At 68.0% G+C, this 22,580-nt stretch carries 16 protein-coding genes and 1 tRNA gene; 11 read left to right on the top strand and 6 right to left on the bottom strand.

Annotation, left to right across the window (positions count from 1 at the left end; all coding sequences use genetic code 11):
* Positions 1-33: 33 nt before the first annotated feature.
* The 5 genes from JWN21_RS00740 to JWN21_RS00720 all read left to right on the top strand — a co-directional run bounded on the left by JWN21_RS00740 (position 34) and on the right by JWN21_RS00720 (position 9,696).
* On the top strand, positions 34-921 hold the full coding sequence (locus JWN21_RS00740) for a phytanoyl-CoA dioxygenase family protein (RefSeq protein ID WP_299645476.1): 888 nt from the start codon (positions 34-36) through the stop codon (positions 919-921).
* Between the two features lie 87 nt (positions 922-1,008).
* Positions 1,009-3,948 (top strand): TonB-dependent receptor, encoded by a 2,940-nt coding sequence (locus JWN21_RS00735; protein WP_299645475.1) that lies wholly within the window; start codon positions 1,009-1,011, stop codon positions 3,946-3,948.
* Between the two features lie 55 nt (positions 3,949-4,003).
* On the top strand, positions 4,004-4,807 hold the full coding sequence (locus JWN21_RS00730; protein ID WP_299645474.1) for an enoyl-CoA hydratase-related protein: 804 nt from the start codon (positions 4,004-4,006) through the stop codon (positions 4,805-4,807).
* Between the two features lie 12 nt (positions 4,808-4,819).
* Positions 4,820-6,439 (top strand): AMP-binding protein, encoded by a 1,620-nt coding sequence (locus JWN21_RS00725; RefSeq protein ID WP_299645473.1) that lies wholly within the window; start codon positions 4,820-4,822, stop codon positions 6,437-6,439.
* Complete coding sequence (locus tag JWN21_RS00720; RefSeq protein ID WP_299645472.1) at positions 6,436-9,696, top strand: carboxyl transferase domain-containing protein; 3,261 nt, start codon at positions 6,436-6,438, stop codon at positions 9,694-9,696. The genes JWN21_RS00725 and JWN21_RS00720 overlap by 4 nt, the downstream gene beginning before the upstream one ends.
* 798 nt (positions 9,697-10,494) lie before the next feature.
* On the opposite strand, the gene JWN21_RS00715 is transcribed toward JWN21_RS00720, so the two are convergent.
* A tRNA-Arg gene (locus JWN21_RS00715) sits at positions 10,495-10,571 on the bottom strand.
* Between the two features lie 121 nt (positions 10,572-10,692).
* Here JWN21_RS00715 and JWN21_RS00710 point away from each other — a divergent pair.
* The 5 genes from JWN21_RS00710 to JWN21_RS00690 are packed head-to-tail and all read left to right on the top strand — an operon-like array spanning position 10,693 to position 14,561.
* Entirely contained in the window at positions 10,693-11,034 is a 342-nt protein-coding gene (locus tag JWN21_RS00710; protein WP_299645471.1) for a hypothetical protein, read from the top strand.
* Entirely contained in the window at positions 11,012-11,527 is a 516-nt protein-coding gene (locus JWN21_RS00705; RefSeq protein ID WP_299645470.1) for a hypothetical protein, read from the top strand. Before JWN21_RS00710 ends, JWN21_RS00705 begins: the two co-directional genes overlap by 23 nt.
* Before the next feature lie 9 nt (positions 11,528-11,536).
* Complete coding sequence (locus JWN21_RS00700; protein WP_299645469.1) at positions 11,537-12,883, top strand: O-antigen polymerase; 1,347 nt, start codon at positions 11,537-11,539, stop codon at positions 12,881-12,883.
* A 23-nt stretch (positions 12,884-12,906) separates the two neighbouring features.
* Positions 12,907-13,983: a glycosyltransferase gene (locus tag JWN21_RS00695; protein ID WP_299645468.1), complete on the top strand. Its 1,077-nt coding sequence runs from the start codon at positions 12,907-12,909 to the stop codon at positions 13,981-13,983.
* Positions 13,980-14,561 (top strand): putative colanic acid biosynthesis acetyltransferase, encoded by a 582-nt coding sequence (locus JWN21_RS00690; RefSeq protein WP_299645467.1) that lies wholly within the window; start codon positions 13,980-13,982, stop codon positions 14,559-14,561. Before JWN21_RS00695 ends, JWN21_RS00690 begins: the two co-directional genes overlap by 4 nt.
* Here JWN21_RS00690 and JWN21_RS00685 read toward each other — a convergent pair.
* The 5 genes from JWN21_RS00685 to JWN21_RS00665 form a co-directional block, all read right to left on the bottom strand.
* The gene (locus tag JWN21_RS00685) at positions 14,518-15,684 is read right to left on the bottom strand and encodes a hypothetical protein (protein WP_299645466.1); all 1,167 of its coding nucleotides are present in this window, start codon (positions 15,682-15,684) and stop codon (positions 14,518-14,520) included. The genes JWN21_RS00690 and JWN21_RS00685 overlap by 44 nt on opposite strands.
* Entirely contained in the window at positions 15,681-17,903 is a 2,223-nt protein-coding gene (locus tag JWN21_RS00680; RefSeq protein WP_299645465.1) for a polysaccharide biosynthesis tyrosine autokinase, read from the bottom strand. The genes JWN21_RS00685 and JWN21_RS00680 overlap by 4 nt, the downstream gene beginning before the upstream one ends.
* An 8-nt stretch (positions 17,904-17,911) precedes the next feature.
* Entirely contained in the window at positions 17,912-18,589 is a 678-nt protein-coding gene (locus tag JWN21_RS00675) for a polysaccharide biosynthesis/export family protein (RefSeq protein ID WP_299645464.1), read from the bottom strand.
* Positions 18,582-19,730, bottom strand: coding sequence for an O-antigen ligase (locus JWN21_RS00670; RefSeq protein ID WP_299645463.1), 1,149 nt, complete (start codon positions 19,728-19,730; stop codon positions 18,582-18,584). Before JWN21_RS00670 ends, JWN21_RS00675 begins: the two co-directional genes overlap by 8 nt.
* Before the next feature lie 211 nt (positions 19,731-19,941).
* Entirely contained in the window at positions 19,942-20,205 is a 264-nt protein-coding gene (locus tag JWN21_RS00665; protein WP_299645462.1) for a hypothetical protein, read from the bottom strand.
* Positions 20,206-20,443: 238 nt separating this feature from the next.
* Between JWN21_RS00665 and JWN21_RS00660 the strand changes: the two genes are divergently transcribed.
* Positions 20,444-22,580, top strand: a 2,137-nt coding sequence (locus JWN21_RS00660; protein WP_299645461.1) for a hypothetical protein, incomplete at its 3' end; no start/stop codon positions are given.

Here is a 22,580-nt window from a genome sequence, read left to right as displayed (position 1 = left end):
CGGTTACATGCAGGCAAGAGAGGGGATGGACGCATGGAGATTGGCAATTGGTCGGCTACGCGCGAGCTCAACGACATCTACCGCGACATTCGCGAGCTTGGCCTGGAGACAAATCTGGCGGAACTCAGCGCCTATGGCTTCACCACGATCGAAGGAGCCCTGTCGCCTGACCTGACCCGGCGGCTGCGCGAACGCATCCTGCAGATCGCGGAGGAGCGGCTGGGCCGTCCGCTCGACATCGATGGCGAGACCGAAACGCAGGAAGTGAATTTCATTCCGTACCTGCTCTATCAGGACCCGATCTTTCAGGAGGCGGTGCTGGAGCGGCGTCAGCTGACGCTGATCAGCTATCTGCTGGGTCAGCATTGCCAACTGTCCAGCCTGTCGTGCCACCTCAAGGGCCCAGGCGGCGCCGGGCTGCTGATCCATAGCGACAATGGCAACGGCGTGCCCGCCCCCTATTCGCCCTACTCGCTAGTCGCCAACTGCAACTACGCGCTGGTCGACTACACGGAGGAGAAGGGCGCGCTGGCCATGGTGCCCGGCAGCCAAAACCTCGCTCGGCAACCTACCGCCGCAGAGCGCGGGCTGGACGGTACCGCGCGCAATCCCGATGCGATCGCGGTCGAGGTTCCTGCGGGAACCGCGATCGTGTGGCACGGCAACACGTGGCACGGCTCGTTCCCGCGCAAGGTTCCCGGGCTTCGCATCAATCTTTCCGCCTATTACTGCCGTCAGTTCATGGTCACGCAGGAGAACTACAAGGATTTCCTGCCCGAGGGGTATCTGGCGAATCATCCCGAAAGCGAGCGGATGGCGACGCTGCTGGGGCAGAACACCGTTCATGGCTGGCGGGAGGAGGGGCCATCCGAGCGCTTCTATGCCAATCGGGGTCAGGCAGGACGGACGTGGCAGGCCTGAGACGCGCGCCCAGCTATTGACAGCAATGCACGAAAAATAGAACAAGTCACAAAAGGTGCCCGGAAGCGGCACTTGGAGGAGGATGGCATGAATAGGTGGTCCATGCTGCGCGCGGCGTTGACGGCGGGCGCATCATCAATGACGTTGATGTTGGCGGGAGCCGCCGCAGCGCAGACGTCCGCCACGCCCAGCCCGGACGCGCCCGCGCCCGCCGAGGCCGGTGCCGTGAAGGCCGACGACACAACGGCCCGCGTGACGCCTACTCAGACCGACACCGGCGCAGCGGCAGGAGCGGCCGGTGACATCGTCGTGACCGGATCGCGCGCCATCACGGATGGCGCAGCGCAGCCGACCCCGGTGACGGTGGTGTCGGCGGGTCAGCTCGCCTCGGCTCAGCCTGGCAACATCGCGGAGGCGCTGACCCAGTTGCCGGTGTTCACCGGCTCCTTCAAGCCATCCTCCGCGGGATCGAACCATTCGGCCACGGGCGGCGGCTCTAGCCTGCTGGCATTGCGCGGACTGAACCCGACCCGCACGCTGGTGCTTCTGGATGGCCGCAGGATCGTCAACACCACCATCAACGGCACCACGGACGTCAGTCTGGTGCCGCAGGGACTCGTCAGCCGGGTCGATATCGTGACCGGCGGCGCATCCGCCGCCTATGGCTCGGACGCCGTCGCGGGCGTCGCCAACTTTGTCCTCGATTCTCGGTACAGCGGCATCAAGGGCTTCATACAAGGCGGACAGTCGTCCCGCTCCGACGCCGGGTCGATGAAGGCCAACCTTACCGTTGGCCAGCGTTTCGCGGACGGTCGGGCGCACCTGGTGGTGTCGGGCGATTACTTCCTGCAGAAGGGGATCGACCAGAATTACGGTGGCCGGGGCTGGGCGGACGCCGGCTGGGCGGTGGTGCCGGAAAGCACGACGTCCTCGCGTGTGGTGGTCATTCCCGACGCCCGCGACGTGTTGGGAAGCTATGGCGGGACCATCACCGCCTGCCAGCCCGCGGGTGCCGCCTGCCCATTGCGGCTGACCCAGTTCAATCCCGACGGCACCTTGCGACCCTTTGCGCAGGGCACCTTCATCAGCGCCACCAACATGAGCGGCGGCGACGGCACACCGCGACGCACGGCCTTGTTGCCGGGCAGCGAGAGCAAGAACATCTTCGGTCGCCTGACCTTCGATGCGAGCAGTGCGCTCAGCGTGTTCGTTGAAGGAAACTACGGCGATTTCCACAGCGACTACCTGGCAGCACTCAACACCAATCAGCTTGGTTCGGCGGCCTTCACCATCTTTGCCGACAACGCGTATCTGTCGCCCGCGATCAGGAGCACGCTCACGTCGAACGGCATCACGTCGTTCACGCTGTTCCGCGTCAACCGCGACTTTCAGCCCGTCCGCTATTACACCGACACCAACACCTATCGGATCGCCGGCGGCATCAGCGGTCGGCTCGGCGAGCAGTGGCGCTACTCCGCTTACGGCCAGTATGGCAAAGCGCGGTCCATCTACCGGATCTCGCCCAACGAGATCATGGACAACGTATACAACGCGGCCGACGCGGTGCGGAACCCAGCTACCGGGCAGATTGTCTGCCGCTCGACGTTGCTGGGAACCGTGGCGGGGCCGGGCTGCGTGCCCATAAACCTGTTTGGTGAAGGCTCGCCGTCGCCTGCCGCGCTGCAATATGTGACCGGCGTCTCGACGGTGCAGGTCGACAGCAGTCAGCTGGTCGGCGCTGCTGACGTGCGCGGCGACCTGTTCTCCTTGTGGTCGCGCCCGGTGTCCATTGCATTTGGCGGCGAATACCGCCGCGAGCGCGGCGAGGTGTCGGAGGATGCCATCACCGCAGGCACGCGCAACGGTACGGGCATCCGCGGTTTCCCGGCGGCGCAGCAAGGGCTTTTCGGCCGTTTTCTCTACTCCATCAACGGGCTACCATTGAAGGGGGAGTTCGACGTCAAGGAGGGCTTCGTGGAGGTCAACGCGCCGATCGTCGCGGATCGCCCGTTTCTCTCCACGCTCGATCTCAACGGCGCCGTGCGCTACGCGGACTATTCCACCGCCGGCGGCCAGACGACATGGAAGCTGGGCGCAATCTACGAACCGGTGCCGGACATCCGATTGCGCGCGACGCGCTCGCGCGATGTCCGCGCGCCTAACATCGCCGAGCTCTTCACCGTCGGCAACCAGATCAACGGTGCCACCGCCTCCGACCCGCAGCGCGGCGGCACGCGAACCATCTTCATCCAGCGCCAGACCGGCAATACCATGCTGCAGGCGGAGCGCGCCGACTCCTACAATCTGGGCGTCGTGCTGAAGCCTCGCTTCCTCCCCGGCCTCACGGCGTCGGTCGACTATTTCAACATCAACATCCGCGACGTCATCTCTCAGCCAACCGTGCAGCAGGTCGTCGACCAGTGCGGCCTGAGCCCATGCGACCGTATCCAGCGCGCGCCCGACGGCACCATCAACGTGGTCACCACGCCCTTCCAGAACCTCGCTCGACTGAAGACGGACGGCGAAGATTACGAGCTCAGCTATCGGACCCGGCTGGGTAACGGAACGCTGAGCCTGCGGGCGCTGGCCACACACACACGCAAGCTGGCGCTGGTGGTCAACGGGGTCGAGGTGGATCGCGTCGGCGACCTCAACGTCATCCAGAACACCAATCCGCCCGCCGCCGTGGAGTGGACGGGAACGGCCAATATCGACTGGCGCAACGACCGGCTCCACGTTTTTGTCCAGGAGCGCTACATTGGGCCCGGACATCTGGACGACACGTTGGTCTATGCGCCCGGCACCGACACTAGCGTGCCCGCGATATTCTACACCGATCTGACGATTGGCTACACGCTACCGACGCGGACAGCCAAGATGGAGATCTACGGAACCATCAACAATCTGCTCGACCAGGATCCGCCGATCACGCCCAACGGCGCCTCCACCACGCCGCGCGCGGCCAATGGCGGGATCTATGATTTTCTCGGGCGCTACTTCACCGTCGGGGTGCGAATGCAGTTCTGACTAGCAGCGCGCGGTCATCCCATTCGCCCTTGGTAGCCCGGAGAGCTTGCCACCAATGACTGACGCCGTTCTCCAATCCCTCGATCGCGGCGTGCTGACGGTCACGCTCAACCGGCCCGAGCGGCGTAATGCCATGAGCCCCGAGCTGTGCGACGCGCTGCCCGGAATACTGGCGCGAGCTGCCGATGACGCCGGAGTCCGCACCGTGTTGCTGACGGGCGCGGCGGGCACCTTTTGTGTTGGGGGGGACGTCGGCGCTATGAACAAGGGAGACGGCACCGCGCCGCCGGAAGCCGAGACGCTGGAGCAGGCGACCGCCCGACTGCGCCGTTGGGTCGAAGCGTCGCGGCTCCTCCACGCCATGCCGAAGCCAACCGTCGCCGCCGTGGAGGGCGCTGCGGCGGGCGCGGGGCTCAGCCTTGCGCTTGCATGCGACTTTCGCGTCGTCGCGCGTGGAGCGAAGCTGACCACCGCCTTCGCGCGGGTTGGCCTGAGCGGCGATTATGGCGGCAGCTGGTTCCTCACTCGCCTGATCGGTCCCGCACGAGCCCGTGACCTCTACCTGCTGCCGCGCGTGCTGACGGGGGAGGATGCCGACCGGCTAGGGCTGGTCTCGCGGCTCGTCGACGATGGAGCGGCCCTGGACGAAGCGCAGGCGCTCGCGCGCCAGCTCGCCGACGGCCCGCCCGAAACGCTCGCGGCGATGAAGGCCAATCTCAACTTGGCCGAGCAGGGATCACTGGCCGACCTGCTCGACGTCGAAAGCGCTCGTCACATGGCGAGCGCGCGCACGGCCGAGCACCGGGAGGCGGTGGCTGCGTTCACGCAGAAGCGCACGCCGAACTTCGGCGCGGCATAGGAGCCACGAACGATGAACCGCTGGCGCGATCCGCGCATGCCCACTCCGGAACAGTGCGTGCTGGGCGACCAGCTCGAATTTCGTGCGCGCCAAACGCCCGACAAGCTGTTCGCGCTGTTCGAGACAGGCGAGCGGTGGACCTATGCCGAGACGCTTGATCTGGTTCGTCGGACGGGGGAGGGGTTGCGACGGCTGGGCGTGAAGCAGGGCGACTATGTCAACGTGTGGCTGCCCGCCGGCCCCGACGCGGTGCGGGTCTGGTTCGCGATCAACTGGATCGGTGCGATCTACGTTCCGATCAACCTCGCCTATCGAGGGCGGCTGCTCGAACACGTGATCGCCAATGCCCGCGCGCGACTGATCCTGGTCGACGCAGAGCTGCTGCCTCGGCTCGCCGAAATCGACCGCGCCGCGTTGAGCGATGCGGTGGTGTTCGGTGACGCAGCCGCAGAGATCCCGGCCCTCGCCCTGCGGGACTCCGCGCTGTTGCTCGCCGACACGGGCGCTCCCAAGGCTGACGTCGAGGTCTGGGACACGCGCATGGTGATCTACACCAGCGGCACCACCGGCCCATCGAAGGGCGTGCTGATTTCCTCGGCGCAGGCCTTTTCCTCGACCGAATATGGCTGGAGCTGGATCGGCGAGGACGACCGCTTTTTGATCGCGTCGCCATTGTTTCACATCTCAGGCGCCGGGATGATCGGCATTGCGCTCTCCGTCGGGGGGTCGTTCGCGCTGGCGTCCCGCTTCAGCCCGTCGACCTTCTGGGACATCGTGCGCGAGACGCAAAGCACGTCCATGGTGCTGATGGGCGTCATGGCCACCTTCCTGATGAAGCAGCCGTCGAGGCCGGAGGATCGGGACCATACGCTGCGGAGCGTCCTACTCTCGCCGCTCGCCGAGGACGGCCAGGCATTTGCAGATCGATTTGGAGTGGACGTCTTTACCGTCTTCAACATGACGGAGATTTCCACGCCGCTGGTCAGCGAACGTAATCCCCAGGTCATCGGCAGCTGCGGGAAGCTCCGACCCGGTGTCGAGGCACGACTTGTCGACGCCAACGACTGCGAGGTGGCGCCGGGCGCGCTCGGCGAGCTGATCCTGCGCACCGACCGGACCTGGGGCATGAACTCCGGCTACCTCAATGACCCGGAAGCGACCGCGCGAGCATGGCGCAATGGCTGGTTCCACACCGGTGACGCCTTTCGGGTCGATGCGGACGGGAACTACTTCTTCGTCGACCGGGTCAAGGACTCGATCCGCCGACGGGGCGAGAACATCTCGTCGTTCGAGGTCGAGGGCGAGGTGTGCGCCCACCCCGCCGTTCGGGAGGCGGCGGCGGTCGCCGTTCCCAGCGAATATGGCGAGGACGAGGTGCTGGTGGCGGTATCGCTCAATTCCGGAATGGCGCTCGACCCGCGCGATCTGGTGCGGTTCTTGGCACGCCGCATGGCTCACTTCATGGTGCCCCGCTACGTGCGGGTGCTGGACGAACTGCCACACACCCCGACGCAAAAGGTGGAAAAGCATGTGCTGCGCGCCGCCGGGACGGCGCCGGGCACGTTCGATCGGGAGCAAGCCGGCATGGCGTTTCGCGGCGGCAACCTGGTCGAAGAAGCATCCCCGGCATGAGCGCCATCTGCCGGCTGCTGATCGCCAACCGTGGCGAAATCGCGATCCGCATCGCCCGCGCGGCAGGTGAGATGGGGGTCGAAACGGTCGCGATCCACTCGGCCGACGACGGCGGATCGCTTCATGTCCGCGCTGCCGATCAGGCGGTAGCGCTGCCAGGCACGGGGCCAGCGGGCTATCTGGACATGGCGGCGGTGATCGCGGCGGCCCGGAACACCGGCTGTGATGCGGTTCACCCCGGCTATGGCTTCCTCAGCGAGAATGCCGATTTCGCCGCCGCGTGCGCGGAGGCCGGCCTGGTGTTCGTCGGCCCCAGCCCGGCGATGCTGGCGCTGCTGGGGGACAAGCTCGCGGCCAAGCGGCAGGCCGAGGCGGCAGGAGTCCCGGTTCTCGCCGGGGTGGAGACCGGCGACCCGCAGGCCGCGGTATTGCTGCTGCAATCCCTGCCGGCAGGTGCGGCCGTCATGGTCAAGGCGCTGGCCGGTGGTGGCGGGAGGGGCATACGGCACGTCTCCGACCCTGCGGCCCTGGTCGACGCGATTGCGGCGTGCGCGAGCGAGGCGCAGTCCGCGTTCGGATCCGGCGAAGTGCTGGTGGAGCGTTATGTCGCCAGCGCTCGGCATATCGAGGTGCAGGTCGTTGCCGATGGGGAGGGCGGCGTGGTCGCGCTGGGGGAGCGTGATTGCACGCTCCAGCGACGCTACCAGAAGCTGGTCGAGTGGGCACCGGCGCCGGCGCTCGACGAAGGGCTGCGCAGGAGGATCATCGAGGCGGCGGAGCGTCTGATCGCGACGGTGCCGTATCGCGGTCTGGCGACGGTCGAGTTTCTGGTCGACCGCGACCGGCGGCCCGACGACGCCCAGGCTTACGCCTTCATCGAGGTCAATCCACGTCTCCAGGTCGAGCATACCGTCACGGAGGCGGTCTATGGCGTCGATCTGGTGAAGACCGCGCTCCGCATCGCCGAGGGCATGACCCTGGCCGAGCTAGGCCTCGCGACCGCACCGCCGCCTCGCGGTGCCGCGGTGCAGCTGCGCATCAATGCCGAGATCGTGGATGCAACAGGCGTCCGCCCAGCGTCGGGCACCATTACCGCCTTCGATCCGCCCGGCGGCCCCGGCGTGCGTGTCGATGCCGCCGCCTTTGTCGGCTTTGCCACCAACCCTCGTTTCGATCCGCTGATCGCGAAACTGATCGTTCATGGTGACGACGTTGCCACGGTCCGCCGTCGCGCCGCCCGCGCGCTGTCCGACCTGAACGTAGCAGGTCTGGAAACCAATGCGGGGCTGCTCGCCGCGGTACTGGCGCGAACCGATTTCACCGACATTGATACGCGGTGGTTCGAGCGTGAGCTGCCGGAACTGCTCGCCGCGCGTCCCGAGCCCCGGCACCGGTCGGTCGAAGCCGAGACCGCCGTGGAGCGCCACCCGCCCGCACCGCCGGGCACGCGGAGCATCGTTGCACCACTCACCGGGGCGGTGGTGTCGATCGATGTCGCGCCCGGCGACATCGTGCGCGCCGGCCAGCAGGTCGCGGTGCTGGAAGCGCTCAAGATGCAGCATCTGGTGGTTGCCGAAGTTGCCGGGTTCGTGCGCGGTCTGGCTGCAATCCCGGGTGCGGTCGTTCACGAGAACAGCCCGTTGCTCTTCATCGAGCCTGCGGAGCTGGGCGAGACCAGCATTGCCGAGGACGCCGCCGTCGACCTGGACGCGCCCCGCATGGATCTCGCCGAGCTGATCGAACGGACCGGGCTGACGCTGGACGAGAACCGGCCCGATGCCGTCGCTCGTCGCCGCCGCACGGGTCAGCGCACCGCGCGCGAGAACCTCGATGACCTGTTCGACGCCGATAGCTTTCTCGAATATGGCCAACTCGCCATCGCGATGGGGCGGCGGGGCACGACAGAAGAGTTGATGCGCGCGACGCCGGGGGACGGGATCGTCACCGGCCTGGGGACCGTGAACGCGGATCAGTTCGGCGAGGATGCCGCGAAGTGCGCGGGCTTGTCCTATGATTTCACCGTGATCGCGGGAACTCAGGGCCGCATCAACCATCTCAAGACCGACCGCCTGATCGAGGTCGTGGATCGCGCCGAGATCCCGCTCGTCTTCTATTGCGAAGGTGGCGGCGGCCGGCCTGGCGACGGAAGCGCCCCGCGGGGGCAGACGGGGTTGTCCGGCGAGAGCTTCGCGCACTTCGCCGCGCTCTCGGGCAAGGCACCGCGCATCGGCATCGCCTCGGGCCGATGCTTTGCCGGTAACGCGGTGTTTCTGGGCTGCTGCGACCTGATCGTCGCCACCGAGAATTCGAACCTGGGGCTGGGCGGCCCGGCGATGATCGAAGGCGGCGGGTTGGGCGTGTTCACCCCCGACGAGATCGGGCCAATCGACGTACAATGGTCGAACGGCGTCGTCGATTTCCGCGCAGCGGACGAGGCCGAGGCCACGGCCGTCACCCGCACGTTGCTGGGCTATTTCCAGGGCCGGCTGGCGGGCGGGGAGTGCGCCGATCAGCGTCTGTTGCGTCATGTGGTGCCGGAAAACCGGCTGCGGGTATTCGACATCCGGCAGGCCATCGAGCTGCTTGCGGATACCGGCAGCTGGACGGAGCTGCGCGGCGGGTTCGCACCAGGCATGATCACGGGCTTCCTGCGCATCGGCGGTCGGCCGATGGGGGTGATCGCGAACGATTGCCGACATCTGAGCGGCGCCATCGACGCGCCCGGTTGCGACAAGGCGGCGCGGCACATGCAGTTGTGCGACAGTTTCGGCATCCCGCTCCTTTCTCTGTGCGACACGCCCGGCTTCATGGTCGGGCCGGAGGCGGAGGCGACGGGAACCGTGCGTCACGGCGGGCGGATGTTCGTGGTCGCGGGTGGACTGACCGTCCCGATCTTCACGGTGGTGGTGCGAAAGGGGTATGGGCTGGGCGCGATGGCGATGGCGGGCGGCTCACTTCACGCCGGCGCGATGACCGTCGCATGGCCGACGGGTGAGTTCGGCGGGATGGGGCTGGAGGGCGCGGTGCGGCTTGGCCACCGTCGCGAGCTCGACGCCATCGCCGACCCGGCGGCACGGGAGGCTCGCTATCAGTCGCTCGTGGCGGAGCTATATGCCAGCGGCAAGGCGGTGGCGGTGGCCCAGTTCATCGACATCGACGCGGTGATCGACCCGGCCGACACGCGCCGCTGGCTGTCCCGCGGGCTGGCGGCCACCCCGCCGACACGGGGCAGCCGTCGATACATCGACTGTTGGTGACAGCGGCGTATAACTGAACGGGCCGGCGCATATCGAGGCGCGACAGGCGCGCCGGACTGCACTCTCGCAAGCCTCGGAGTCGTCGTCGCTGTTCCGACTTGTTACTGAAGGTGATCCGCACTCTGGTGCTGACGTACGATCGCCTCCTTCTGCTCACGACGGCATCTACGTCTACTATGAACCGACACGGTTTCCGTGGAGCACACGAGTATCGCCGCTGCCCCACGACCGGGCGGAACTGCGCCATGTTTGCCCATCGGCCGCCCCATCAGTGAATGCACGCAAAATGCCCATTTACCGAACATCGAACGGCAAGACCTAGGGTGCGGTGGCTCGGCACCGGACCTATCTGGCCGCGTGGTGGTCGACCTGAAGCAGATGAACGCATTGTTGAAGTCGACCAGAATAGCCACATCTACTGTCGAGATGGAAGTCTCGTACTTTGACCTCTTCACGCAAATATGCACGCGTAGGCTTTGCCGAAGAGCCCTTAAGTTAGGGGAGCGCAAGTTCCACAGATGCGATGCCGAGGCACGTTTGACAGGCGCTCGCCGGGAGAGGGGGCAAGCGTCCGAGCAACCGGCTGCACGAGCTAAAAGGGCTCAGGTCGAGAATGATGAGCGAGCAGTGGCTGACGGGGTTGCTCGACAAGATGCGGAGCGCGAAGCTGGAGTTGAGCGCATGGATGCTGAAATAGAACGTCGTTTAGATCGGACGCCGGAGGTCATTCTCGCTACCCATACGCTACCCAGGACCAGGTGTCGGCAGGTGAGATAAGGGCTAAGTCATTGAAAATGGTGGCGCGCCCGGGTGGACTCGAACCACCGACCACGAGCTTAGAAGGCACGTGCTCTATCCAGCTGAGCTACGGGCGCTCGCGAATGTCTCTAGCGACAAACGGCGTGAGGCGGAACCGTCGGATCACGGGCGCGCAAGCTCGCTTGGAAGGCATGCTAAAGTCTGGAATATGAGCGTCTCCGGCCAGGGGGCTTCCCCATGCTGCGAGCAGTGCTGATCGTGTGCCTGTCCCTGTTGACGATCGAGGTGATCGCGCAGGCCAGCCGCGTCACCGACGTTCCCTTGTACCGGGCCGATCGCCGCATCGGGTATATCCCCGTACCGAACCAGGCGGGCGCGTTCGTATGGACGAACGGCTGGGCCTTCAACGATCTCAGCATGGGGACGCCGCGACGCTTCGTCGCCGGCCTGCCCCGACGCGTGCTGCTGATCGGGGACAGCATCGTCCTGGGCGGCAACCCCTATTCGCGCGCCCGACCGGCTGGGACCGCAGCTGGCGGCGGCGAGAGGGTGCCAGGTGTGGCTGATCGGCGCTGGTAGTTGGGCGCTGCAGAACGAGCTGCAATATCTCGACGATCATCCGGCCGTCATCGATGGCGTCGACCGGATCGTGCTGGTCGCCAATTCGGGTGATTTCGCGGGGCCATCGTGCTGGGCCAATGCGAACACCCACCCGGTTCGCCACCTGTCGTCGGCGGCGTGGCAGGCGCTGACCCGCTACCTGCTGCGGCCCACCCCGCCGCCGCCCCCGCCGCAGCTGCGCGTTCCGCGCGTCGATGTGGCGGCGCGGCTGCGCGCGCTCACCGTACGACTGCGCAAGCCGTTGCTGGTGGTGCTGTATCCGAGCCGGGACGAGCTACGCGATGGGTCGCCTTGCGGCTTCGCGGTCCCGCCGGTCTTCAGGATGGAGAAGCTGGCGTTGCTGTGTCTGAAACGGAGCAGGCGCTGGCGAGCCGACCTTTACCGCGATTCGATCCATCCGACGCCCGCTGGCATGAGGGTATTGGCTGGCGATATCGCGGTCGCGCTGTAGGGTCCGGTAATGATCGGCGCCACGCCCTATGAGTTCATGCTGGTGGTCGGCGTGCTGCTGTGGGCAGGTACGGCCCTGTGGTATGTACGTGAGCCGTTCGCGTCGATCTATCACCCGATCACGCACTATCTGGTATTTCACGGCGTGCTGTTCGCGATCCGGCCGGTGCTGGCGCACGTGCTGCGCTACGACGAGCTATACGCCGCGATGAAATTTCAGCCGAGCTGGGCCGACAAGATGACGGTGCTCGCGGCGGCGAACCTCGGCCTGATCGTCTTCGTATCGGTGGCGGCGCGGGTCGGCGGCCTGCCGATGTCGCGTGCGCCGAGCGCGGTTCAGGGCGAACCGCCGCGCTTCGATGCCGGCTTCTGGACGATGATCGTGCTGTGCGTGCCGCCCGCGATCTGGTCACTGTATGCTGGCCTGGCGGGAACGTTGGTCGGTGCCGGGAGCATGATCGTCAACATGGAGACTGGCGCGACCGTCAACACGACGGGCAACGGCTATTATAACGACGTCAATCTGATGCTCGGTCCGATCGCCGTGCTGATCGCCTGGACGGCGCGGTTCCGCTGGTGGTCGCTGCTGCCGTTGCTCGTCTTCATTCTCGCACGCGCAGGCACCGGCGGGCGCTGGCCGTTCGTCATGGCGGTGTTGTCATGTGCATCGTTGTGGGCGTGGGAGCGGCGTTTGCGTTGGCCGGCCGGGCGGCTGATCGTCGCGGCGATCCCGCTGTTCGCGCTGTTCACGGTGATTGGCGAAGATCGCGGGCGGGCGATCCGGTCGTTCTTCGGCGGCGAGCAGGTGGCAAGCGGCGCGAGCAATTACTTCACCATGCGACCGCTGGAGTCGATGGACTTCGGCAACATGGAGTTCTTCGAATACATGGTTCACACCGTGCCGGCGAAGACCGGCACATATGATTATTTCCTGATCAACGCCCAGATCGTAACTGAGCCAATTCCGCGGGTGCTTTGGTCGGGTAAGCCGCAGGGCGCGCCATTCGAGCGGCTGTTCATCTGGCGGTATGGCACGTCGGTGGGCGCGACGATGGCGATTCCGGGAGAGGGCTGGCGAGCGGCGGGATGGATTGGCGTGGTGCTGTGGACCGCATTCTTCGCCTTCGTTTACGGGCGCATCTACAATGCCTACGTCGCGTCGCGTCAGGATTGGGTCCGGACCGCGCTGTTCATGCTGTTCATGCCGGTCGCCCTGCAATGCTTCCGCGACGGGCTGCTGCTCTCCGTCCTCAAGACCTCGTTCTTCGCCGTGGTGCCGGTATTGATCTGGTGGGGCGTGAACAGGCTAGTGTCGGGCAGTCACCCTGCCGGCCCGCCACGCGTTGTTCCCGGATGACGCTGGCGGGGTTGCGCATCGGCTTGCTGACGGCGTCCGCGTCGCGCGCGGGTGGCGGCGTGTTCGAGGCGGTGGTGCGGCAGGCTGACTTGATCCGCGCGGCTGGCGGGGCGCCGTGCGTGTTCGCGCTGACCGACGAGCATGTGCAGGCCGACCGGGCGCGACTCGGCGACACGCCCGTTCGGGATTTCCGGGTGCGCGGGCCGAAGCAGCCGGGCTGGGCGCCGGGGCTGTTGCGTGCGCTGCTCGCCGCGGAACTGGACCTGCTGCATCTGCACGGCATCTGGCTGTACCCCTCGTATGCGGGCGCGCGCTGGGCGCGGGCGACGCGGCGGCCTTACATCGTGTCGCCGCACGGCATGCTCGACCCGTGGATCACCGAGCGCGGACGCGCGAAGAAGGCGCTGGCGCGCTGGGGCTATGAGCGGGCGAGCTGGCGCGAAGCGGCGGCGCTGCATGCGTTGACGCAAGCGGAGGCGGCGGACATCAGCCGCGAGACCGGGCGAGAGGACAGCCTGGTCATCCCCAACGCCGCACCTTCGCTTGCTCCGGCGCGCGCGCGGGCAGGGCAGGGCATCGTTTATCTAGGTCGCATCCACCCGAAGAAGAACCTGGCCGCGTTGATCACCGCATGGCGAGGACTGGCCGCGGGTGAAGCGACATTGACGATCGCCGGCTGGGGGGGGGCGGCCGATGTCGCCGCGCTGGAGCGGGACGTCGCGGCGGCGGGGTCATCGGTGCGGTTCGTGGGTGCGGTTCATGGCGAAGCGAAGGACGCGCTGTTGCGCGATGCGCGGGCGTTGATCCTGCCATCTTTCAGCGAGGGATTGCCGATGGTGATACTGGAAGCATGGGCGGCGGGAACGCCGACCGTGATAACCGCACAATGCAATCTGCCCGATGGCCTCGCCACCGGCGCAGCGCTGGCGTGCGGGCACGATGCGGTTTCCATCGGCACAGCCCTGGCAACGACGCTTCAGATGAAGGACACCGAGTGGCAGCGACGATCAGCGGCGGCGCAGGGGCTGGCGGCGAGTCGGTTTTCGCTTGAGCGCGTGTCGATGCAATGGACCCAAGCTTATCGGCGGCTGGCGGAATGAAGGTGCTCGACGCAGCCATGCACCAACCGAAGGCGGGAGGGGCGAGCTTTTCCGCGGGTAATCGGCTGTTCCGTGTCGGCTGGACGATCGCATGGCTGCTGCTCGCACGCTGGACGCCGCCGCCGCTGCATCGCTGGCGACGATTGGTGCTGCAGTCGTTCGGCGCCCGCGTCGGCGAGAGCGCGCGAGTGCATGCGAGCGTCCGTATCTGGTATCCGCCTAACCTGACTTTGGGCGCGGGCACGCTGATCGGACCGGGGGCGCGGCTGTACAATCAAGGGCTGATCACGATCGGCGCGGGCACAATCGTGTCGCAGCGTGCGCATCTCTGCGCGTCGAGCCACGACATTGCCGACCCGAGTTTCCAGCTTGTCGTACGGCCGATCGTGGTGGGGGAGGGCTGCTGGATCGCGGCGGAGGCATTCGTCGGGCCGGGCGTCAGCGTCGGCGATGGCGCGGTGGTGGCGGCACGCGCGGCCTTGTTCGAGGACGCGCTGCCATGCGGTGTCTATCGTGGCAATCCCGCCGCCTGGATCAAGGAGCGGGTTGTGCGACCGGCGCCACTGTCGGCGAGTTGAGCCACAGGTCCGCATCGCGCGCCGCCTCTTCTCCGGTCACTGCTAGCGTCACCCGCTGCATCGGGCAGCCGGCGGGAACACGCAGCCGCGCGGAGAACCGTCCCGGTGGAGCGGGGTCGGACATGGCGGCAGCGCCGCTTCCCTCTACGCAGTCGAGGGCGACGAGCAGTGGTCGCGGCGTCTTCGCGCCGGCGATTGCGCTTGTGAGTTGCCAATCACCAGCCGGCAGGCGGATGACCTGGCTGGCAATCCCAAGCAGCGCCGGCCCGCTGGCGACGATGCGCAGTCCAGGTCGGCCGTCCCGCGGCTCGAACATAGCCTCCAGGCCCGCCGCTGCCTGCACCTGCCACTCGAACGGGCCTGGCTGAGAGGACACGTCGCTTCGAAAGGGCGTCAGCCACCTGCCCGACGGCCGCTCGACCAACTGCCAGGCGAGGTCACCACGACGGCGCTCGATCAGCCCCCAACCGAGCCGATCGACCACCGCTGCGTCGAGCGTGACGGCGGACGAGCGCGCGCCGGCGATCAGCTTCACCCGGGCGATCGCCGCCGCGTCGTCGAGCTGGTCGACATCCGACAGGTAAGATGTCGCCCAGAGGTTCGGTATGCGCAGTCGACGCAGCAATGCCGCGCGACCGCGTGGGGTCGCTTCGAGGCGCAGCAGCAGGGACTTGGTCTGCCGACGCCGCGCATTGATTCGGGCGACCGCGTCCAGTCGTTCCGCCGCGATGTCGAGCGCGTCCGACGCAAGGGCGGCCTCCGCCCAGTAGAACTGCGTCGGCACGTCACGCCAGCCGGCGGCGCCCGCAAGCCGCATCAGCACGTCGCCTCTACGGGTGTCGCCGACCGCGATCGCCGCGAGTCCGGCGACGCGCAGCACCGGCGCGTCGACTGGCCGGCGTACCAGCGCCGCGCGCGACAGGCGATCGGCGGTGCCGGGATCGCCCCGGCGCAGCGCCTCGGCGGCGCGTGCGGTCAAGGTGTTGCCGCCGGACAGAAAGGGGGTGGGAAGATCAAGCAGCACGCCTTGCCGGGCGAGCCGGTCGGCCGCGCTCCACAGGCAGACACAGGCGAGCGCCGCTAGTGCCGCCAGCCAAGTCGCGACGCGCGTCGCGTCGATCACTGCGCCGCCTTGCCCTCGTGGTAATTATAATAGCTGTAGCCGTAATACTTATCGAGACCGGCCTTCCTCGCTTCGAACTTGGTCAGCAGCACGCCCAGGATCACCGCGTTGTTGACCCGCAGCCGCCGCAAAGCCGTGCGGGTGCGGCCGCGTTGACCCGAGCTGGCCTCGACCACGAACAGCAGCGAGCGGGTGTTCGCCGCCAGCATGGGCGCGTCGGCGAGACCCAGCACGGGCGGACCGTCGATCACCACCAGATCGAAGCTATCCTCCAGGCTCCGGATCAGCTCGGGCAACCGGCCGCTGCTCAACAGGTCGGTCGGGTTGGGCGGCAGCGGCCCGGACGCGATCAGCCAGAAGCCTTGGTCGGCGATCGGCGTGGCGACATCGGCAGGCGTCGCCTGACCGATCAGCAGGTCGGACAGGCCGTGCGCGGGCGCACCCTCCACCATCTTGTGCAGCGACGGTCGGCGCAGATCGGCGTCGACCAGCACGACCCGTTTGCCCAGTTTCGCAAAGCCGGTCGCGATGGCGAGGCTGGTGGTCGACTTGCCTTCGCCCGCCTGCGTGCTGGTGACCAGGATCGATCGTGGCAGGCCATTTGGGGTCGAGTAGAGTAGGGTGCTCCGCAACGCGGCATATGCTTCCGATACGGACGAACTCGGCGCGCGCAGCTGCAACGCCATGTTCACACCAGCAGCGAGCCGCGGGACGACGCCAAGCGACGGCAGTTGCAGCTTGCGCTCCAGCTCCGCGGGGCTGCGCACCGCGTCGTCGATCTGCTCGCGCACCAGCACCAGCAGTCCGGCAGCCGCCGTCCCGAGCAGCAGCGCGACCGCCAGGTTGAACGGCAGGCTGGGCGACGATGGGCCGAGCGGTGCCTCGGCGCGGTCGACCACCGAAATGTTGTTGGAGGCGATCCCTGCCGCCGCGCTGAGTTCCTTGAAGCGCTGCAGCAGCCCGTCGTAGAGTGTGCGGTTGGTGTCGACCTCGCGCGACAGGACGGTGAAGCGGACCGAGCGGTCCTGCTCGCCCAGCGTCGCCTCGCGCAGGTTCGCTACCTCTGCCGCCAGCGCACGCTCCTGCTGTGCCGCAATATTGTAGCGGTTGCGGATCGACCCGCGGACCTGCCCGCCCAATTGGCCGAGCTGGGCGTTGATCTCCCCCAGCTGTGCCGTCTTCTCGGCCAGCAGCGGATATTCGCCGCGGTATCGCTGGCGCGCCTCCCGCAGCTCGGCGGTCAGGGTGGCGCGCTGCTGCAAGAGGGCCTGGACGGCGCCGCTGGCGAGCACTTCGGGCAGGCTCATGACCGGCGTGGCGGCGACCGCGCGCCAGCGCTGCTCCGCCTCGATCCGTGCCGCCTTGGCGGTGTTGAAGCTGTCATTGAACTGTTGCAGGCTTGCCGCCGTCACCGATTGCGGCGTCAGCGATCCGCCATCGCCGCCGGCGGTAGCGGTGCCGAGCGCCGGCCGCGCGGCGATCAGGCCGGCGGCGCGGGCATAGCCGTTGAGCTCGCGCTCGGAGCGTTCCAGGCGCGCCTTTGCTTCGATCAGCTGGCCGGACAGGAAGTCGCGCGCATAGGCGGAGCTGGAGAATTTCCGCTGCAGATTGGCGGTGATGAACACTTCGGCAAAGGCGTTCGCCACCGCCGCCGCGGTTTGCGGGTTGCGTGACTTGAACGACAAGATGGCAATGCGGGAATTGCGCGGCAGGTCGATGCCCAGATTGCTACGCAGCAGGCGCACCACCGTCTCTCGCTCACGCGCGTCGGTCGCCGGCCATTGCGGGGGCGCAACGCCCATCGCTTCGTGAAACGCGGCGTTGCCGAACAGGCGCAGCGACTGCGCCACGCCGATCGCCACCGACCTGCTGCGCAGCACGTCCGTCTGCGTCTGCAAAAACCGCTCGCTGTCCTGGCTGGCGACAGTCTGCACGTCCTCGGTCGCCAGCACGCGGTCGGTCTGCTGCTCGATCTGGATGCGCGACTGCGCGACGAAGGTCGGCGTGGTCAGCAGCGTCGCCAACAGGCCGATCCCCAGCGCGACGGCGATCACGGCCGCGATCCACAGCAGGTTGCGACGGATCAGCGCGGTCAGGACATGCGGGTCAAGCCGATGGCGGACTTCATGATCGGTGGTTTGCGTGGGCGCGAAACCAGGCGACGACGCCGGCTCGTCGGTGCGTTCGGGGATAGCGCCACGGAGAAGGGGAGCGTTCACCACTTGCCTCAGAACGGCCGGAAGATGGCAAGAAGCGGCGCGGCGCTGAGGAAGTCGCGGAACACACCCTTGACCTGGCTGAAGCCGACCACGACCGTATCGCCGCCAAGAATGCGCGGGTCGGCATCCAAGCCGACGCGGATGCGGCGCAGGTCGAACACCGCGCCCATCCGCTGACCGGCAACGGTGCGGAACACGATCACCTCGCTCAGCTTGGCGGTGTCGGTGGGGCTTTGCGCGCGCGCGAGCGCCTCCAGCAACGTCGCGTTGCCACCGATCTCGTACACGCCCGGCGCGCGGACGCTGCCCTCCACGGTAACGCGCTGGCTCTGCGAGGTCAGGATGGCGACCGTCACCTGCGGATTGCGGACGAAGCGCGCGTCGAGGCGCGCGGTGATCTCGGCGGCCAGTTCCTCGGAAGTCTTGCCACCGGCGCGGACGGTGCCGATCAGCGGAAAGAGCAGCGTCCCGGCGGCATCCACGCGCAGCCGCTCGCGCGACAGGTCGGGTTCGCGGAACACGGTGATGGTCAACTCGTCGAGGGCGCCGATGCGATAGTCGGTGGGGGCGGCGGAGGTCGGCGCGGGCACGACGGCGTAGGCGGCGGGGCCGACGGGCAGCGCCGTGCGCGGCGACGCGCACGCTCCCACCGCCAGCAGCATCGCCGCCGCAAACACCTTACGCATGAGACAGACCCCTGAACCCTTGTTCTTGAGCAACGCTGTGCGGGCCACCGGGGGCGAACGCAATCCCTCTCGCCAGTCCCCCCAGAGCAAGCCCGGCCACCGTCAGCAGGGTCAACGTGCGCAGCGGATAATCGACCGTGGAATGCAGCGCGAACACCAGCATTGTCAGCCCGGCGAACCGCGCGAGCAGACGGCGATCGGGGTCGTCATCTCCCCAGCCGCGTCGCGCCCGGATGCCCACGAACGCGAGCAGCACGGCGAGCAGCAGCAGCGCCGGCACCCCGCCCTCGATCGCAAGTTCCAGCCAGTCGTTGTGCGCGCGGTTCGCGATCGTCGGCTGGACGTGATCGAGCCGCTCGGCGGCGGCGTACAGCGGCACGAAGCTGCCCATGCCCGCGCCAAACGGTGCGACCTGCCGCGCCACGAACACGCTGTCGCCCCAGATCTCCGCGCGATTACCGGCGTCGCCGGCGCGCGCGGTAACCCGGTCCAGCGCGGTGCCGCCCAGCAGCAGCACCGCCGCACCTGCGGCCAGCGCGGCAGCGAGTCCGGGCGCGCGGCGGCCGGCAAGGAACAACGCGAGCAGCACGGGGATCACCAGCATCGCCATTCCCATACGCGAGCCGGTCGCAACGCCTCCGGCCAGTAGCAGCAGCAGGCCGATGCCGGTCGCCGCCCCCGCGGCAGGACTGGTCAGTCGCTCGCGATAGCGGTCCACCAGCAGCACGCCGGCGATCAGCGCGACCGCGATCAGATCGGCCTGCGCATTGCGATTGGCGAAAAAGCCGATGCCCCAGCCGCGATGAATGTCGGCATAAAGGCTGAGCGGGTGATCGGCGCCGCGGATGAACTGAACGATCCCCGTCAGCGCGGCGATACCGCCAAGCGCGGTCATCCCCACCATTAGGCGGACGCGGTCAGGGATCGCTAGCCGGCTTACGAACAGCGCGCAGACGGCAGCGGGGATCAGCGCCAATACAGCGGCGATCCCGCCATCGGGCAGGAGCGACCATGGGTGCCAGCTGTCGCCCGCGCCGACTGCCGCAAGCGCCGCCGCTGCCTCACGGCGCGGCAGGGCGGACCACAAGGCGGGCGGCAGCGGAACGAGCTGCAACAGCGGAAACGCAACGATCGCCGCCATCAACGCCGCCCAGTGCCGATCTTGGCGCCAGAGCGCGAGGGGTCGGACCCCCGCTGATATTCCCACGGTCAGCAACAGGAGCGTGACAAGCTGAAGCAAAAGCTCGGTCGACGGGGTAGGCGACCCGCCACCGCCGAGGACGACCGCTACGGCAAGCAGAACGGCCGGCAGCGCATTCTGCAGCGCCAGCCAGCCGGACCCGAGCGCCCGCTCAGCCCGGCGAGCGACCGCCGCCACCGACGAATGCGGCGATGACGACCACGATCGAGAACAACCCCAGTACGGCAAAGATCGGCACGCCGGTGAGTGAGGACTCGTCCTGCAACGGAGTTGCTGCGCGCTTCGCGGCTGCCGTATCGACCGGCCCGGAGGCGGGCAGCGATGATCCGGCCCGTAGCGGGGCAGCGGCCGAAAAAGCCGGTACTACCGCCAGTGCGGCAGCTGCGGCGAGTTGAACAACAGTCGAACGGCGCATGCTGGACCCCTTGGCTCAACTGGCGGGTACTGCACGCATTTAAATCAGGCAAGCCGCCAGACGAGGCCTGCGCGATTAAGTTGCTGCAATGCAGCGCAGGGTCCGGCCTCCTGTGACGGCCGTTCATCCCTTGCGGGCCTCTCCTTGCCGCGCGAGCGCTTGCGGGGGCGGCGCCGCTCGGGGCAGGGTTCTGACGCCCGGCGGTGCGATCGGTCGGCAGGCGACTATATGGATGCCCATGAACATTGCGTCGACCCGAACCCTCGTGCTGCTGCTGGCGCTGCTGCCCGTCGCCGCACCCGTCACTGCCCAGGGCATCTATCAGCCCGTCGGCGTGTCGGACGCCGATGCGCTGGCGCAGGCGGTGCGTCGGGTCGGAGCAAATCCATTCGATCTTGACGCGCTGCTGACGGCGGGCGAGCTGTCGGTTCGGGTGGAGGATCTGAGCGCGGCGGCCTCGTTCTTCGCGCGTGCCGAGAAGATCGACCCGCGCTCCGGCCGGGCGATGGCGGGCGAGGGTGCGATCCTGGTGCGCTCGCAGCGCCCGGCGGAGAGCTTGCGCTATTTCGCGCGTGCCGAACAGTTCGGCTGGGCCCCGGGCCGGTTCGCTAGCGATCGGGGCATGGCCTATGACCTGCTCGGCGACCCCGGTCGGGCGCAACGCGAGTACCGGCTAGCGTTGGCCCAGCGGCCCGACGCGGAGACGCGCCGGCGCTACGCGCTATCGCTCGGCATCGTCGGTCGCCAGGCGCAGGCGGTGGAGCAGCTCGCGCCACTGCTGCGCGATCAGGACCGCGCGGCGTGGCGGACACAGGCGTTCGTGCTGGCGATGGGCGGCGACGCGGCGGAAGCGTCGCGGATCGCGCAGACGATGATGCCGCCGGGCGCGGCGGCTGGACTGCGGACGTTCTTCGCGGAACTGCCGCGACTATCGCCGATCGACCGTGCGTTCGCGGTGCATTTCGGCGAGGTGCGGCCGTCGGCGGTCCGGCTGGCGGACGCGCGCATGGCGCCGCGCGACGCGCCGCTGCCGCTGGAGCCGCTGCCGGTGCGCGTCGCTGCCGCGCCGCCGCCATCAGACAAGCAACGCAAGCGCGACCGCAGAAGGCGGGGCGAGGTGCAGATGGCAGCAGTGGGACGCCTGCCGCTGCCTCAGGCCCAGCCGCTGCCCCAACCGCCCGCCTACCAGCCGCACGCCTACCAGCCGCCTCCCTATCAGGCGCCGGTATGGCAACCGCCGATGATCGCATCGACGCCGCTGCGCGATCGCCCGCTGTCATCGGGGGAGCAGGCGAGTCTGGCACGGGCCGGATTGCGCGACGCGTCGCGCCGGTCACGATCCGCCCCGATTGTGCGGCGCGACGAATCCGCTGCGGTGGCCCGCGCGCTTACCCCTGCCGAGCAGGCCAGTCTCGCCGCCGCGACGCTGCGGCCCGCCGTTCCCCGTTCCACCCGGCTCAGTCGCGAGGCGCCGGTTGCGCTCGCGACCGTCGTGCCGACGCGGGTGGCGCGCGAACCGGTCGCGCCGGCGTTGCCGCCGCTGCGCCGCGAGGTGCCGATCGCGCTGGCGTCGGGCTTGCCGGTGTCGCCCGGCCGGGAGCCGATCGGGCTCGGCGCAGTACCCACGCGCCCAGAGCCGCTCCTCCTTGCGGTCGCGCCGAGCGCCAGCCCGTTACCCGCGACGTCGGAACCGCTGCAAGCGGCGGTCCCCAGCGCGGCGATTCTCGCCGGCCTCAACACGCCAACAACGTCCCCCACTACCGGCCCCGTGTCATCTTCGGCCAGCACCGGCGGCCCCGGGGTCGAGGTGCCCTCGCGGATAACCCTGGCGACCGTCCCTGGGCCGACGCCAGGCTTCTCCAGCGCGCCAACGATGCCGAGCACCACCCTGGTCACGCCGGAAATCGCGGTCGCGACGCTGCTGGTTCCGCCGCGCCCGTCGCCGGTTGCGGCTTCGCCATCCGTCACTTCATTGGTCGCGTCCGAGAAATCCTCGACCGTGCGGTCGCCTCCGGCAACCCAGCCACCCGCTCCGTCGCTGGCCGAGGCCGTCGCCTCGGTGCAGCCACCGACGTCTGGCGTCGAGCCGCTGCCTTCGGCCCCGCCGGCCGCGACGCCGCTGCCCGCCTCAACGCCGGTCATTGTCTCGACGCCCTTGGCACCGCTGGTGACGCCACCGAGCGCGGCAGCCGTTGCCTCCGTGGCAACGATCCCGGCACCTTCCCGAAGCCGGCCCGTACGCGGCGACGGTGACGCGATCCTGGCGAAGATCGTTGCCGATCTGACGATCCCTGCGTCCGAACTGGACGTGGCGGGTCCGATACTGCCGTCCGGCGTGTCGACTCCCCGGCGTGCGACCGTCCCGGCGGTCGTTG

It is taken from the genome of Sphingomonas bacterium (assembly GCF_028292945.1).
In the GTDB taxonomy this organism is placed as follows: domain Bacteria; phylum Pseudomonadota; class Alphaproteobacteria; order Sphingomonadales; family Sphingomonadaceae; genus Sphingomonas.
The sequence above is the reverse complement of the archived record's forward strand: the minus strand, read 5'-3'. Positions and strand labels throughout refer to the sequence as shown.

Coding starts and splice junctions, on each gene's coding strand:
- JWN21_RS00740 (WP_299645476.1), top strand. CDS start 34: ATGGAGATTGGCAATTGGTCGGCTACGCGCGAGCTCAACGACATCTAC.
- JWN21_RS00675 (WP_299645464.1), bottom strand. CDS start 18,589: ATGCGTAAGGTGTTTGCGGCGGCGATGCTGCTGGCGGTGGGAGCGTGC.
- JWN21_RS00735 (WP_299645475.1), top strand. CDS start 1,009: ATGAATAGGTGGTCCATGCTGCGCGCGGCGTTGACGGCGGGCGCATCA.
- JWN21_RS00720 (WP_299645472.1), top strand. CDS start 6,436: ATGAGCGCCATCTGCCGGCTGCTGATCGCCAACCGTGGCGAAATCGCG.
- JWN21_RS00725 (WP_299645473.1), top strand. CDS start 4,820: ATGAACCGCTGGCGCGATCCGCGCATGCCCACTCCGGAACAGTGCGTG.
- JWN21_RS00670 (WP_299645463.1), bottom strand. CDS start 19,730: ATGGCGGCGATCGTTGCGTTTCCGCTGTTGCAGCTCGTTCCGCTGCCG.
- JWN21_RS00665 (WP_299645462.1), bottom strand. CDS start 20,205: ATGCGCCGTTCGACTGTTGTTCAACTCGCCGCAGCTGCCGCACTGGCG.
- JWN21_RS00710 (WP_299645471.1), top strand. CDS start 10,693: ATGCTGCGAGCAGTGCTGATCGTGTGCCTGTCCCTGTTGACGATCGAG.
- JWN21_RS00730 (WP_299645474.1), top strand. CDS start 4,004: ATGACTGACGCCGTTCTCCAATCCCTCGATCGCGGCGTGCTGACGGTC.
- JWN21_RS00690 (WP_299645467.1), top strand. CDS start 13,980: ATGAAGGTGCTCGACGCAGCCATGCACCAACCGAAGGCGGGAGGGGCG.
- JWN21_RS00700 (WP_299645469.1), top strand. CDS start 11,537: ATGATCGGCGCCACGCCCTATGAGTTCATGCTGGTGGTCGGCGTGCTG.